Here is a 14687-nt window from a genome sequence, read left to right on the forward strand (position 1 = left end):
ATCTGTCGTTTTCCAAAGAGGAACCGTCTTGAAGAATTCCCTTACTACGGCCGGCGTTTTGGCCGTCGCCGCCATGCTTTGTGCGTGCAGCCCGGATCAGCCGTCCGTGCAGGCCCCACGACCGGTACGCACCGTTGAAATCAACTACGACAATGCCCGCGAAAGTAGTCGCTACGTGGGCACCGTGCAGTCACGGCATGAAGTCGATCAAGCCTTCCGCGTGGGCGGCAAGGTAGCCCAGCGCAAGGTCGATGTAGGTCAGTTTGTGCGCGAAGGCGACGTACTGGCTGTGCTGGACGACAGCGACTACCGCCTCGCTGAGCAAGCGTCGCAACAGCAGTGGGCAGTTGCCGTCGAGCAGACTCGTCAGGCCGATTCGGACCACCAACGCCTTACCGCGCTAAAGGCTGACGGCTCGGTCAGTGCGGCCGACGACGAGCGTGCGCATACCAATGCCCAGACCGCTCATGCGACTGCCGAGGCCGAGGCGCGAAAACTCGAGCTCGCGCGCAACCGGCTCAAGTACACCGTGCTGCGCGCCTCCCGTAGCGGTGTTGTCACGGCTGTGCGCTTCGAGGCAGGCCAGGTCGTGGCGGAGGGCCAACCGGTGGTCTCGGTTGCGAATCCGGATGAATCCGAGATCGTCATCGACGTGCCCGAGGATCAGTTGTCCGTCTTCAAGGACGCGCAGTTCAAGGCTTCGCTGGCCAGTGCGCCGAACGAGACCTTCGATGTCACGCTGCGCGAGCTGTCGCCGCAGGCTGCGGCGCAGACGCGCACCTATCGCGCGCGGCTCAAGCCAATGCAGGCGCTGCCGCTGGGCGCCACCGCCACTGTAATGGCCAAGAGCGTGATGACAAACGTCTCGGTGGCGGCGGTGCCGGCGACGGCACTGACCCAAAGCGGCGGCCAGCCGGCACTTTGGGTAGTCACGCCTGTGGGCAAGGATCCGGTAGGCATCGTCGAACTGGAGCGTGTGGCGGTGTGGGGCTACCGCAATGACGAGGTGCTCGTCTCCGGGCCGCAGGCTGGCGCATCGATCGTCACCGCCGGTGTCCAGAAGATGACATCCGGACTGAAGGTCGCGCTCCCCGGTGCGGCGATCGCTGACACTAACACTACGCAGCAGGCCACCCGATGAACAATTTCAACCTCACCGACTGGGCGCTGCGCCATCGCGCCATCGTTCTGTTCATGCTCCTCATTGTCGCGGCGGCCGGCGCCTTCAGTTTCACCAGGCTCGGTCAGCTCGAAGATCCGAACTTTTCGGTGCCTTCCATGACCGCCATGGTCATCTGGCCGGGCGCCACCGCCCAGCAATTGCAGGACCAGGTCCTCAATCGTATGGAGAAGAAATTCGAGCAAATCGACAACTTCGAAAAGGTGGTCACCTACGCGCGGCAGGGCTACGCGGGCATGACGCTCACCGTGCGCGGCGGCACCTCCAAGGCTGACCAGCGCGAGGCCTGGTACCAGGCACGCAAGAAACTCAACGACCTGAGCCTGGAGATGCCTGACGGCGTGATCGGCCCGATCCTGAACGACGAGTACGGCGACGTGTATGGCCTGATGTACGCCATCAAGGGCGACGGTGTCGGCCATGCCGACCTGTCGGACGCGGCCGAGGACATCAAGCGCCAGATGCTGAAGGTGCCGATGGTCAAGAAGATCGATCTCATCGGCAAGCAGGCCAAGCGTGTCTACGTCGAGTTCTCGCACGAGCGCCTGGCAGCGCTGGGCATTACACCGCTGGCCATCGCCGAAAGCCTCAAGAGCCAGAACGCGATGTTGCCCGCAGGCCAGATCGACACCCGCGGCGACCGCGTCATGGTGCGCGTGAGTGGCCAATTCGCCAGCGAAGAGGCCATCCGCAATGTGCCCATCGCCGCGGGCGGCCGGCTGATCAAGCTTGGCGACATCGCGACCGTTACCCGTGGCTTCGAAGATCCGCCGACCTACACGGTCCGCCACAACGGCCAACCCGTGCTGATGCTCGGCATCACAATGACCAGCGACGGCAACATCGTGGACCTTGGCAAGGCGATGGACACGGCCGTCGCCAAGATCCAGTCGGAACTTGCGCACGGCGTGGAGCTGGAGCTCGTGGCCGACCAACCCACCACGGTGAAGGATGCTATCCACGACTTCGCACACGCGCTGATCGAGGCGCTGATCATCGTGATTGCGGTGAGCCTGGCCAGCCTGGGCTGGCGCGCAGGCCTCGTGGTTGCGGCCACGGTGCCGCTGGTACTGGGCGGCGTGGCGCTGGTGATGTTGGCGATGGGCTGGAACCTGGAGCGCATCTCGCTCGGCTCACTGATTATCGCGCTGGGACTGCTGGTGGATGACGCCATCATCGCCATCGAGATGATGGTGGCGAAGATGGAGACCGGCATGGATCGCGTGAAGGCGGCCGCCTTCTCCTATCAGTCCACTGCCATGCCGCGCCTGACCGGTGCACTCATCACCGTCGTGGGCTTCCTGCCGATCGGCCTCTCGAAGTCCACCACCGGCGAGTACGCGGGTGGCATTTTCTGGATCGTCGGTGCCGCGGTACTGTTCTCGTGGATCTGCTCCGGCATCTTCACGCCGTACCTGGCGGTCAAGATGCTGCCCAACGACTTGGGCAAGCACCAGCACGGTGATCTGCACGATACGAAGTTCTACCGCAGCCTGCGCCGCTTGATCGACGCCGCCATCGAGCGCCGCTGGGTGGTCATCGGTGCGACGGTTGGCGCCCTGATACTTGCTCTGGTGTGTATCAAGCTAGTGCCACAGCAATTCTTCCCCAACAGTTCGCGTCCTGAACTGGTCATTGACCTGCGCGTCAAGGAAGGCTCCTCGTTCGCCGCGACGACCGAGCAGGTCAAGCACATGGAGGAGATCCTGACGAAGGACGAGGACGTGCGTTTCTATACCGCCTACACCGGCGCCGGCGCACCGCGCTTCTATCTCTCGCTCAACCCCGAGCTGCCGAATCCAGGCTTTGCCCAGTTCGTCGTGATGACCAAGGATCTGGATGCACGCGAGCGAGTACGTGCGCGGCTGGTGGCCTCGGCTGACCAACAATTCCCGCAGGCGTGGGTGCGCGTGACCCGGCTCGAGTTGGGGCCACCTGTCGGCTACCCGGTGCAGTTTCGCGTCGTAGGCCCCGATACCCAAGTGGTGCGCAAGATCGCCCGCGACGTGGAGAAGGTGGTTGCGTCCAACCAAAAGGTGCGCGACCTGCAGCTCGACTGGAACGACCCGGTGCGTACGCTGAAAGTAGAGCTCGATCAGGACAAGGCGAGCGCGCTTGGCCTTACACCGACCGACGTGTCGCTGGCGACCCAGACCGTGATGAACGGCGCAACCCTGTCGCAGCTGCGTGAGCGCGAGGACCTGATCGACATCGTGGCCCGTGCCGTACCAGAGGAACGCTTGAACCTCGACACACTGAAAGACATCAACCTCTACACGCGCCAGGGCACGGTGGTGCCACTGTCGCAGGTCGCACAGGTGCGCTCTGAACTGGAAGAGCCAGTGCTGTGGCGCCGCAACCGCGACATGGCGATCACGGTGCGTGCCGACGTGAAGGATGGAGAGCAGGGTGTATCGGTGACGCAGGAAATCCAGCCGTTGCTCAAGGATATCGAAGCCAAGCTGCCGACTGGTTACCGCATCGACGTGGGCGGCGCGGTGGAGGAAAGTGACAAGGCGAACAAGGCGCTGCTCGCGGTGGCCCCGTTGATGCTGATCACCATCCTGCTGTTACTCATGCTGCAACTGCAGAACTTCTCCCGCATGTGGATGGTGATGCTGACCGCACCGCTGGGCCTGATCGGTGTGGTGCCGGCGCTATTGGTGTTCCAGTCGCCACTGGGCTTCGTCGCGATCCTGGGCATCATCGCACTGGGCGGCATGATCATGCGCAACGCGGTGATCCTGATCGATCAGGTTCAGATCGAGATCGCCGAAGGGCGCGACCCGTGGAATGCCGTGCTGGATGCCGCCATTCACCGGGCCCGTCCGGTGATGCTGACGGCGCTGGCCACTGTGCTTGCAATGATCCCGCTAACGCGCAGTGTGTTCTGGGGGCCGATGGCAATTGCGATCATGGGCGGCCTTACCGTGGCGACGCTGCTGACGATTTTCTTCGTCCCGGCGTTGTACGCTGCATGGTTCAAGGTCGGTCGCCAGACGGCCGCTGGCACCCTGCCGGTGAGCTCGCCATCGCGCAATACCGGTTGTCCAGCGTGAACCGGACCATGGCCGCGCACGGCGGCCATCGCCCGGTTGGCGCGAGCCACCGACATCAAGTGCTGCGACCGCTGTATGACGTTTTGTCAGTCAATCTGTATCTAACGTTCTCCCTTTGGCCGCCCTACTATCGTCCTCACCATCCAGATGCATACCTCAGAGATCGCGAAAATCGTTTTATACGGATTTAGCGCAGCTTCAATTCGTTATCTCTTCCTTCAGGAGTTACGCCATGCCCGAACTGTCCAACCTGCTTGCCTACGGCCTGATTTCACTCGGCATGGTGCTGACTCCCGGCCCGAACATGATCTATCTCATCTCGCGATCGATCTGCCAGGGGCGAATGGCCGGACTGATTTCCCTGGGTGGCGTGGCGTTGGGTTTCGTCGTTTATATGTTTTGCGCCGCACTGGGCATCACAGCCCTGGTCCTGGCGGTTCCCTATGCGTATGACGCCCTGCGACTCGGCGGCGCGCTCTATCTGCTCTACCTGGCCTGGCAAGCGGTCAAGCCTGGCGGCCGTTCTCCGTTCCAGGTGCGCGAGCTGCCCAAGGACAACCCGCGCAAGCTGTTTATGATGGGGTTTGTCACCAACCTGCTGAATCCCAAAGTCGCGGTCATGTATTTGTCGCTGCTGCCCCAGTTCATCGACCCCGCCGGCCACGGCAGCGTGCTGGCGCAATCCATCGTGCTTGGCTTTACGCAGATCGTCATTAGCGTGAGCGTCAACGCCCTGATTGCCATCATGGCGGGTTCCATTGCGACATTCCTCGCCAGCAGGCCCGTGTGGCAGACCGTGCAGCGCTGGCTGATGGGGACGGTCCTCGCGGGCTTGGCCATGCGCATGACCGTCGAAGGATGACGCTGAACCGGGCTGTTTGCGGTTGGCGCATCGGGTGCACTGGAGGATCGTCACACGGCATCCGTCCGGCCAAGTCATCTGCCCAGCCCCGCACGGCCAGGACAGGTGCGCACTTAAATTCAATTGCGCACCAGCTCTAGCCTTTCAAGCGGGTATTTTCTTGCAGCCACAACGCCGTTCCTACTCCAAGTCCTTCAAGGCCCAGGTCATTCAAGCGTGTGCCCGGCCCGCCGCTTCGATTGCCAGCATTGCGCTCAGCCATAGCCTCAACGCGAACCTCGTACACAAATGGATTCGGGTACAAGCGCAGAAAAGCACGGCGCAGCGGGATACCTCACCAAGGATATTTCCGCAGCCACCCTGGTTACGGCAGTTCGCAAGGTGGCCTCAGGCGCCAAGCACGTCAGTCCTGAGCTGGCAGAAAAGCTGGTCAACGCTATCGGTAGAAGCAACGGGGCACCCCACGAAGCGCTATCCGACCGGGAGCTTGAAGTGCTGAAGCTCCTCGCTTCAGGCGAGAGAATTGTCCGCATCGCTGAGATATTGCACTTGAACCCGAGTACCGTCACGACGTACCGGGCACGCATCCTGGAAAAAACAGGGATGGACAGCAACGCGAAACTGGCCCGCCATGCACTCGAAAACGGCCTGTTGACTTAGAACGCCCCGTCATCCGACGCAGCCGGGCCACTCAATCGTTCTCGGCATCCTCCACGCTCTGCGGTAAACGCATCGGCATCAATGAATCGTCCTGGTTGAACGTCAGGTACGGTTTAACGAACTGTGCAGCAATAATGCCCAGCACATGCCCGGCTTCGCCGAAGCGTCACCCGATCCAGCCTGCTTGTAGTGGAATCACTACAAGCGCTTGGCCGATATCGCCACAAAGAACTCCTGCTAACGTCGATAGTGGGAGCCGCTCCACTTAAGCATACTGACCTCTCTGCAAGATTTCGTCCGCTGAATGGAGTTGTCTTCGTCAGCGTCTTGTACAGCCATGTCAAAAAATGAGAGGTGAAATCATGCAGGTCACCAGCACAGAACCATTGACTGCACTGATGCCAGTCAGAGATTCAGGCCCTTTGCGCCTGTTTGTCGTTGAGGATTCGAACGCCGTGCCAGCACTGAGGCGCACGGTGTCGCCAGGGATCGCTGGCCTGTCACTTGCCGGGGTGTTCCACCGCGCAACGGCCGCCATCGTCGCCATTCGGCGTGAACCGCCCGATGTTGTCTTGCTGGACGTCAACCTCGGCGACGGTCAGGGCATGGAAGTATTGCGTGTGGTCGCAGCCGAGTATCCGCTGACAAAAGTCATCGTGGTCAGCAATTGCGCTGAACCGACACATTGGAAGTACTTCACAAAAGCGGGTGCCTACGCGTTCTACGACAAGAACCATGAACTGGCCATCATGCGCCGCATGTTGGAGCGTTTAGCCAAGTCCCTGTCACCAGAAGATTTTTCCTGCTGGCAATCATTCCCAAACGGGAGCAGTACCCCATGGAACCAATCAGCAAAGAACACGACTTTCTAGCCGTGCTGCGGCACGTCATGTCGCATGGCGTCATCACCTTGCTGGCAGTAGCCATAGCGTTTGCCACGCCGTATGCCGCACGGTTCATTCTCTATGTATGGTGGCCACGCGTGGAGCTGAACGCCAATCTGCTGCTTGTGACAGAAATCATGCTGGCCTCAACCTTGATAGTTCTCTTCCATCTGTGCAAACGCGCATGGGACACCGCTGGGAGTATGACTTCGCCGCCGCCGACCTGGTCCAGCGGGATGCGACCACTGGCAACGAGACCGGGCGTGCTCCGCTCGGACTCCCCGTCCATGGCAGTCGCTTGAACCTTCTCACCTGCTTCAGGATATGGATATGCATGAGAGCAAATTGCACGAGTCGGAAAAGACTCTGGAATCGATCTTCGTAAGTTGAGCGCGGAGTGCGCGCTGTATTCATGTTTAATCAATGTACTAAGTGGAGGACATCATGATGATAGGTTATTGGTTGTGCGCGTTGCTTTGGGGTTGGGTGCTGCTGGAAGAGATCCAATGCATACCCCCTCAAGAATGGAAAGACGAAGGGCTGAAAAAGGTTCTGTTGCTGCGCCGGACCAGAACCCGGACCGGCTACTTTATGGCGTTGATCGCGGGCGCCTTGTGCCTTTATAGCGAAATCCTGGTGGCGCCGGTCGATCAGGGCATTTTCAATCCAGAACTCATGCTTGCCCTGTGTGGTGTGCTTTGGGGTGCTTATCTTTCCGTTGTCTGCATGAAGGGGAAGCGCTAGATGCCTGGCTCCATGACGACTGCGGGTAACTGATATTTCACTATCGTCGGCTGGCTGAGAAACTCCGCCGGTCAGGCGCTCAATTCAGCATTTAAATAGCCGCAGCCTCGCTGGCAGCCACAGCATCCTTCATCCAAACGGTGCGTTACCTGCATAGGTACATTTCAGGTCCGCTGATCAATCACTGGCGGATTTTACGTAGTTGTGTAATTGCATTTACTTGACCATCCATTTGCATTCGACCTGGCCAGGCATTTGCCTCGGACTCGACCTCCGGTTGTAGAGCATTTGACCGACTAGACAAAGCTGGGAGGCTCATTACGACCCAAACCGGCCAGTCGGTCTCTAGTTGCCAGAAGAGGTCAGTAGCTCCTTTCCTGGCAAAACTCACCCGTCCTGCAACAGTTCCAGGGCACGATCAAAGTCGAACAGCTCCACCTGCTCCGCGACCAGAACCAGACGTTTGGCCAAGGCCCGATCGAGTGACAGATTGCGCAGTTCGGTAAGCGCTTCCATAGCCGCCGTGTCACTTTCGGCCAAAAGACCTTTGAGCCTGTTCAGTTGCTCGCTTAACTCGGGGCCATCCTGCAGGCCATCGCTCATCGATGCCGGGGCGTTTGTGCTCAGGTCAGCGAGGGCGGCCAGGGTCGGCAGCAGGCAACGCTCGACCTTAGTCGCCAGCTCTTGCACCACCATTGCGGGCTCGCCGTTCTGGCAGGCCAGCTCCAGCACAGCGGCGACCTGCGCCACGGCCCTGGCACCGATGTTGCCGGCCGTGCCGCGCAGGCTGTGGGCCACACGTCCGGCCGCGCTAACATCCGAGTCGGCCAGTGCGGCCTGGAATTGCTCAGCAAAACCTGTCTGAGTGTCGCGAAACTTGCAGAGCAGGCGCAGGTAGAGTTCTCGCCGGCCCATACAGGTCGCTAGGCCGGCAACCATATCAATGCCCCCAAGACGATCCGGCAGCCCATCTGACAGGCCTACATTTGGCGATGCTGGAGCGGCCTGTGGCCTGATCCATTTTGCCAGTGTGGCGAACATGTCATCGACATTGAGTGGCTTGGATACATGGTCGTTCATACCACTGCTCAGGGCTCGCTCGCGATCACCGTCCATGGCGTTGGCGGTCATGGCGATCACCGGCAAAGCATTAAAGCGCGGCTGTTGGCGAATCCGCTGGGTGGCGGTGTAGCCGTCCATCACCGGCATTTGGCAATCCATCAGCACGCCGTCGAAGTTGCCGTCCTCGGTCAGGATGTCCAGGGCCTCCTGGCCGTGCCTGGCCAGTCGCAGCTGTATTCCGACACTCTCCAGCAGCTCGCAGGCTAGTTCCTGATTCAGCTCGTTATCTTCTACCAGCAACAGCCGGGCTCCATTCAGGCTGGCTACGGTGCTGGCATTCTGTTGGGAGCGTTCGCCGGCCCGAGTATCGCCCTGCGGGCCTTTACCCAGCACCATACCGATGGCTTCGAGCAAAGAGGACGGTGTTACTGGCTTGGTCAGCACCACCGGTAACTGGATGCCCTGGCGCTCGGCTTCCTCGCGTGCCTCTTCGCGGCCAAAGGCGGTGACCATGATGACCGACGGCGTATGCATCAGGCTGGCGGAATGCATTCTACTCACGGCTTCTATGCCATCCATGCCGGGCATCCGCCAGTCCATCAGCACTAGATCGTAGGGCAGCACTTTATGTTCGGCATCGGCCAGCATGTGCAGCGCCAGGCTACCATTCTCCGCGACATCCACCTCCAGGCCGAAGCTACGCGCCATGCCCGAGAGGATTTCACGAGCACTAGCGTTGTCGTCCACCACCAACACCCGCATACCCAGCAGTTCGTCGGCCTTGAACATGCGACGCGGCTGAACGCCTTGCTGCACGCCAATGCATACCTGGAAATGGAACGTGGAGCCGACCCCCGGCTCGCTCTCAACCCAAATGTGGCCGTCCATCAGCTCCACCAACTTCTTCGAGATGGACAAGCCCAGCCCAGTGCCACCGTACTTGCGCGTGGTCGAGCTGTCGGCCTGACTAAACGACTGAAACATGCGCGAACACTGCTCGACGGTCATGCCGATGCCAGTGTCGCGTACCCAGAAGTGCAGCTGCACGCGCTCCTCGTGTGTGCCAACTTCTTCCACGCCGACCACAATCTCGCCGCGCTCGGTGAATTTGGCAGCGTTGTTGCCCAGATTGATCAGCACTTGCCCCAGGCGCAAGGGGTCTCCGAGTAGTGCGGTGGGTAACTCAGGCTGGGTCTGGAACAACAACTCCAGGCCCTTGTCCTCAGTCTTAAGGCCGATCATGGCAGAGAAGCTGTCGAGTACGTCCTCCAGGTGGAAGGGGGTTTGTTCGAGGTTCATCCTGCCGGCCTCGATCTTGGAGAAGTCGAGGATGTCGTTGATAATCCTCAACAGGCTCTCCGCCGAGCGGTGCACTTTTTCAATGTAGTTGCGTTGGCGATTATCCAGTTCGGTACGCAGCGCCAAGTGGCTCATGCCGATGATGGCGTTCATTGGCGTGCGTATCTCATGGCTCATGTTGGCGAGGAACTCGCTCTTGGCCTGGGTCGCGTCCTCGGCCGCTGACCTGGCCTCTGCCAGTGCAGTCACGTCGATGTTAATGCCGGTTGCGCGCAACGGCTTGCCATCAGGCGTGCGTGAGAATCGGTTAAGCGATTTGAACGTGCGCACCAGCCCATCGTTTTGCCGCACGATGCGGAAGTCGAACTCGACGCGATCATCGCCACTTTGGACTGCGCTCTCGAACGTACTACTGATACGCGCCACGTCATCGGGATGCACCAACGCCTTCCAGTGCTCCAGAGTGCCACCGAATCCGCCAGGCTCAAGCCCGAACAGCGCTTCGAGCTGTGGCGTCCAATAGTTTTTACCGCTGACCAGGTCAACGTCGAATAGACCGATGTCACCGGCCTCTTGCGCCAGATTCAGACGATCGCTGGCAGTACGTAGCTTGGCCTCCATCGCCCTGCGCTCACTCACGTCGCGCACCGAGGCACAAACGCAGACGCCACGCCCCTCCAAGCGGGGCAGACGGGACAGGCCAATTTCCACGGAGAACAGGCTGCCGTCCTTGCGCACGCCGTGCAGGTCATTTAAATCGCCGCCCATCTGCCGGGTTCCGCCGCTGGCAATGAACCCGTCACGTAACCTGGCATGCCGCTCGCGAGCAGCCTGCGGCACCAGACGCTCAATGCTGGCACCGTTCAGTTCGCCGTGCTCATAGCCAAACAGAGTGTCCATTTGCGGATTGGTCATCAGGATGTGTCCGTCGGCACCCAGCACCAGCATGCCGTCCGGTGCCGCCTCGATAATGCCGCGGTACCACGCCTCGGTGGCGCGCAGTGCCGCCTGCTGGGCCTCCAGCTCCCTGGCCTGGTGTTCCAGTTGCAAGGTTTGGGCTCCCATCTCGTCAGCCTGACGGCGAGTTTCCTGCAGCAGCGCCTGGGCCGTCTCGCTGCGTTCCATAATGGCCATGGCTCCGGCCAGCCTTGGTAGCACTTCCTGCAGCAGCAACGTCTCGTTCTCTTCCAATGGGCGAAAGCCGGCCATTTCCATAACCCCGAGCAGACGCTCGCCACGCAGCACAGGCTGAACCAGCAGATGGCTGGCGGGGGCTTCACCCAACTGTGTGCGCACACGCCAGAACTGCTCAGGCAGATCCTTGAGCTGGCGGGGTTGGCGGTCCAGTGCACACTGGCCAAGTAGCCCTTCACCGAGCTCGAGCTCCGCGCGCAGTGGGTGCTCACTGTCCACCGCATAACCACCCAGCAATTGCAGGCGTGGTGCGCCTTCATAGAGAACGTACAGCGCCCCCTGGCACATGCCCAGCTGTGGCGCGATGCGGCAAAAAAAAGCTTGGGCCAACTGCTGCGGCGTCTCTGCCTGTTGCAGATCCACTTGCAGGAGCGAGGCGTGGGCTTTGATCCAGCGTTGGCGCTCAAGTTGACAAGCCTCCAGTTGCAGCGTGGCGATGGCGCGCGCCAGGTCGCCGGTTTCGTTGCGAAGGTCTGTGTGAGGGATCTGACCGTCCAACTTGCCGGATGCCAGCTCGTCAACTGCCACGCGTACGCGGTTCAGCGGCACGCGGATGGAGTGGCTTACCAGCCAGGTCAACAGCAAGGCCAGTGTCGAACCGCCCAACAGCAACACATAAGTGGTCGTGCTGCTGCGCTGCGCATACTCGGCCAGATTCTTCGCCGTATCGTGGATGTCGGCTTCCTTGTTTTTCTCAATCTGGATGAGAAGCCCGTCGCTTTCCTGCTCCAGCGCGAGAAACTCCTTACTGTTGAGCAACATCAGCGCCTGACCCAGGGAGCCCTTGCCGACCAACTCCAGCGCTTCATCGCCATTTTTTTGCAGGCGCTGCAATACCACCTCAAACTCCAGCAAGCTGTTGAGGCTGCTCTGTCGCCGCAGCGTTGGGCGAACCTGCTCCAGGGCCTCGTGCAGACGCTCTTGGGCGACGTCCATCTGGGCCCCGGCGCTGATGCGGATGTCCGCGTTGCTGGTAGCGACGGCGCGTTGCAGTGCCAGCAACAGATGCGGCAGCTGCACCCGAACCTCCTGCACATGCTGGATACCAACCAAATCCTGCTGGTACAACTGCTGCATTTCGTACCTGAGTGAATACTGGGTGCGTAGGCTTTGCACGCCCAGCATCAGGATCAATATCAGCAACGCAGCGAAGCCGATGATCAATTTACTGCGCAGGGACAGGCGCTCGAGCAGCTCGAACAGTCTGTTCATATACCGCCTCGTTTAGCTTGGTGTGCAGAATGATGCAAAGGGCTCAGGGCTGCTCAGCGATCTGCTCTAGTGAGGCCAACTGCTTGGCCATGTCCTGATCGCTGTCGGTGAACCGCTCGGCAATTTCCCGGAACCGTTCGGCATTGGCCAGAAAGGTATCGCAGATGTCTGGGTCGAAATGCGAACCCCGGCCTTCGCGGATAATTTCCACCGCCTGTTCATGGGGCATACCGGGCTTGTACACGCGGCGACTGATCAGCGCATCGTAGACATCCGCCACGGCCATCAAACGGGCGCTGATGGGGATGTCGTCGGTGCCCACCCCTTGCGGATAGCCACTGCCGTCCCACTTTTCCTGGTGGCCGTATGCGATCTCCTTGGCCAGATGAAGGAAGTCGACACCTATCCCTAACTGATCCTCGGCGTGTTGGATGGCATCGCGCCCCAACGTAGTGTGGGTCTTCATGATCTCGAACTCTTCCAGAGTGAGACGTCCCGGCTTGAGCAGGATGCGATCGGGAATGCCGATCTTGCCGATATCGTGCAGCGGTGCCGACTTGAACAGCAGCTGGATGGTTTCCTCGTCGAGGAAGTGGCGGAAGCGAGGATGCTCGCGCAGTAGCTCGGCCAGCAGTTTGATGTAGTGCTGGGTACGGCGGATGTGGTTGCCGGTTTCGTTGTCGCGGGTTTCGGCCAGCGATGCCATGGCGTGGATGGTGACGTCCTGGATTGCAGTCACCTCGCGGGTGCGGCGCTGCACCTCCTGCTCCAGAAACTCGTTCTTGTCGCGCAGGAAATCCGCAGCGGCCTTGACCTTGATCTGGGTCTCGACCCTGGCCATGAGCACCGGGGGGATGATCGGTTTGGTGATGTAGTCCGCGGCGCCCAGACTCAAGCCGCGAATCTCGTCCTTTGTGGCAGCCATAGAGGTAAGGAAAATGATCGGAATGTGGCGAGTGCGGGTGTCAAGCTTGAGCTGCTCGGCAACGTCGTAGCCGGGCAGGCCCGGCATCATGATGTCCAGCAGGATCAGGTCGGGAAGTGGGTCGCTCTGGAGAAGACGCAACGCTTTCTCGCCGCTGTTGGCTGCCTTGACCCGATATCTGTCCTTGAGCAGCTCGGCTATCAACATCAGGTTGTCGGGGGTGTCGTCGACCACCAGAACGGTGGCTGATGGATTAACGCCCTGCATGCTATCCATAGATGTTGGCTCCCTTGCCTGACAATTAGGGAAAGGCCGCACCTACGCCATTCCTTTGCTGGAAAGCGTAGCTAGAAAAATCTGCAATCGCTAGGAGAGAGTAGGAAGCTTATGGATGTCGGCTTCTGGCCGATGTTTGCCTGTCACGAGGGGCCATTTTCGACCCGTAATGGACATCCGTCTAATAGAGAACTCGTGAATCAGTTTCCGATCCAGAGCATCGTCTGAACCGTAATATGCGGATGACTTTCTAACGGCTCCCATTCGTCCATGAAAGCAAACCCCTGCTTGAGATAGAAGTTCGAGGCTCTTGCATTGTCGGGTGATACGTCGAGAAAAACGCGATCAAAGCCTTCCGCGGTAGCGCGAACTTTCACTACATCTACTAACTGAGTTGCCACGCCAGAGCCCCTTGCAGCAGGTTCAACCCACATTCCGATCAAGTTAAAACGATGCGCGCTACTGACCACGGCACCAATCATTCCGACAGGCCTGTCTTTCTTGAATGCCAGCCAAAATGCTGTTCCGGTTGATGAGGCTCTTACTTTCCACTGTTCGTCAGTGTATGCGGCGGCAGTTTGATAACTGACACCAAATGCCGTTGGCGTGTCCAAAAGCGCGGCGAGTCGGACTTGCTTTAATAGCATCCAGTCTTCTGTTTCCGTCGATCGAATGTCCATGATCTTCCTTGATGGATTAGCTTCACCTCAAATTCTCACAAGAAAGATTGGGGGGCAACCAGGCTCGCGTCGCGTACGTCTGCTTTTGGCCGACTCTGTTGAAAACAGTCGACCATGGTTTGCGCAGCAGAAAAATATGCGTCCGAGATTGAAATCTTTCCTTTCGGCAGAGGCTTCCGGACTCGGATTTCACGTAGCACTGTGCAAAAAAGGCGTTTTAACCAGTCAATGACCAGGCTGTTTGGGCGTACCGACTTTTTCAACAGAATCGGCCGATTGCTGCCTTCCACAACCGGCTGAATCCGTCCCGAAGCTGCCCGTTGAATCAGACTGCAACCGGTTGTAGTCACCTGCAAGCTGCAGTTCGTAACTGTTGCCCCATGCAAAGCTCGACCATTGAATTTATAAAGGCGGCAAAGCACCGTATCAGGACGCTGTAAAGGTATTTTCCATCGGCCAACGCATTTCCAGATATTCAGTCAAATAATTCATAAAAGCTTTGACCTTGGGTGTGATGGCGGCGCGCTCCTGGACGCATGCATAAATATCCAGCGGTTCAGCGTAGGCATAAGTTGAAGCGTGGCGATGTTCAAACAGAGGGATGAGTTGGCCACTTTCGATATAGGGCGCCGCCACGAACTCTGCCAAGC

10 protein-coding genes and 2 pseudogenes are annotated in these 14687 nt (G+C 59.5%); 8 read left to right on the forward strand and 4 right to left on the reverse strand.

What is annotated here, in order from left to right; genetic code table 11:
* The first annotated feature begins 28 nt into the window (after positions 1 to 28).
* The 8 genes and pseudogenes from AC1DU9_RS20675 (at position 29) to AC1DU9_RS20710 (ending at position 7389) form a co-directional block, all read left to right on the forward strand.
* Positions 29 to 1141 (forward strand): efflux RND transporter periplasmic adaptor subunit, encoded by a 1113-nt coding sequence (locus tag AC1DU9_RS20675; protein ID WP_223458864.1) that lies wholly within the window; start codon positions 29 to 31, stop codon positions 1139 to 1141.
* Entirely contained in the window at positions 1138 to 4239 is a 3102-nt protein-coding gene (locus AC1DU9_RS20680; protein WP_477810719.1) for an efflux RND transporter permease subunit, read from the forward strand. The genes AC1DU9_RS20675 and AC1DU9_RS20680 overlap by 4 nt, the downstream gene beginning before the upstream one ends.
* A 232-nt stretch (positions 4240 to 4471) precedes the next feature.
* The gene (locus tag AC1DU9_RS20685) at positions 4472 to 5101 is read left to right on the forward strand and encodes a LysE family translocator (RefSeq protein ID WP_457266161.1); all 630 of its coding nucleotides are present in this window, start codon (positions 4472 to 4474) and stop codon (positions 5099 to 5101) included.
* A 34-nt stretch (positions 5102 to 5135) separates the two neighbouring features.
* Positions 5136 to 5378, forward strand: a pseudogene (locus AC1DU9_RS20690) (transposase); the annotation flags it as partial.
* An 11-nt stretch (positions 5379 to 5389) separates the two neighbouring features.
* A complete protein-coding gene (locus AC1DU9_RS20695; RefSeq protein ID WP_223458858.1) occupies positions 5390 to 5761 on the forward strand; it encodes a LuxR C-terminal-related transcriptional regulator in 372 nt (123 codons plus the stop codon).
* A gap of 362 nt (positions 5762 to 6123) precedes the next feature.
* Complete coding sequence (locus AC1DU9_RS20700) at positions 6124 to 6633, forward strand: response regulator (RefSeq protein WP_477810720.1); 510 nt, start codon at positions 6124 to 6126, stop codon at positions 6631 to 6633.
* Complete coding sequence (locus tag AC1DU9_RS20705) at positions 6600 to 6947, forward strand: hypothetical protein (protein ID WP_457266041.1); 348 nt, start codon at positions 6600 to 6602, stop codon at positions 6945 to 6947. Before AC1DU9_RS20700 ends, AC1DU9_RS20705 begins: the two co-directional genes overlap by 34 nt.
* 142 nt (positions 6948 to 7089) lie before the next feature.
* Positions 7090 to 7389 (forward strand): hypothetical protein, encoded by a 300-nt coding sequence (locus AC1DU9_RS20710; protein ID WP_223458852.1) that lies wholly within the window; start codon positions 7090 to 7092, stop codon positions 7387 to 7389.
* A 387-nt stretch (positions 7390 to 7776) separates the two neighbouring features.
* On the opposite strand, the gene AC1DU9_RS20715 is transcribed toward AC1DU9_RS20710, so the two are convergent.
* The 4 genes and pseudogenes from AC1DU9_RS20715 to AC1DU9_RS20730 form a co-directional block, all read right to left on the reverse strand.
* Positions 7777 to 12156, reverse strand: a complete 4380-nt coding sequence (locus AC1DU9_RS20715; protein WP_223458850.1) for a response regulator — start codon at positions 12154 to 12156, stop codon at positions 7777 to 7779.
* A gap of 43 nt (positions 12157 to 12199) precedes the next feature.
* A complete protein-coding gene (locus AC1DU9_RS20720; RefSeq protein WP_223458849.1) occupies positions 12200 to 13357 on the reverse strand; it encodes a response regulator in 1158 nt (385 codons plus the stop codon).
* Between the two features lie 200 nt (positions 13358 to 13557).
* Positions 13558 to 14037: a GNAT family N-acetyltransferase gene (locus AC1DU9_RS20725; RefSeq protein WP_457266039.1), complete on the reverse strand. Its 480-nt coding sequence runs from the start codon at positions 14035 to 14037 to the stop codon at positions 13558 to 13560.
* Positions 14038 to 14463: 426 nt separating this feature from the next.
* Positions 14464 to 14687, reverse strand: a pseudogene (locus AC1DU9_RS20730) (LysR family transcriptional regulator); the annotation flags it as partial.

Source organism: Pseudomonas sp. P4_C1 (assembly GCF_056402155.1).

Bases quoted from the DNA above. Each gene is read 5' to 3' on its own strand.
- AC1DU9_RS20715 (WP_223458850.1), bottom strand. From the start codon at position 12,156: ATGAACAGACTGTTCGAGCTGCTCGAGCGCCTGTCCCTGCGCAGTAAA.
- AC1DU9_RS20695 (WP_223458858.1), top strand. From the start codon at position 5,390: ATGGATTCGGGTACAAGCGCAGAAAAGCACGGCGCAGCGGGATACCTC.
- AC1DU9_RS20685 (WP_457266161.1), top strand. From the start codon at position 4,472: ATGCCCGAACTGTCCAACCTGCTTGCCTACGGCCTGATTTCACTCGGC.
- AC1DU9_RS20680 (WP_477810719.1), top strand. From the start codon at position 1,138: ATGAACAATTTCAACCTCACCGACTGGGCGCTGCGCCATCGCGCCATC.
- AC1DU9_RS20725 (WP_457266039.1), bottom strand. From the start codon at position 14,037: ATGGACATTCGATCGACGGAAACAGAAGACTGGATGCTATTAAAGCAA.
- AC1DU9_RS20700 (WP_477810720.1), top strand. From the start codon at position 6,124: ATGCAGGTCACCAGCACAGAACCATTGACTGCACTGATGCCAGTCAGA.
- AC1DU9_RS20720 (WP_223458849.1), bottom strand. From the start codon at position 13,357: ATGGATAGCATGCAGGGCGTTAATCCATCAGCCACCGTTCTGGTGGTC.
- AC1DU9_RS20705 (WP_457266041.1), top strand. From the start codon at position 6,600: ATGGAACCAATCAGCAAAGAACACGACTTTCTAGCCGTGCTGCGGCAC.
- AC1DU9_RS20710 (WP_223458852.1), top strand. From the start codon at position 7,090: ATGATGATAGGTTATTGGTTGTGCGCGTTGCTTTGGGGTTGGGTGCTG.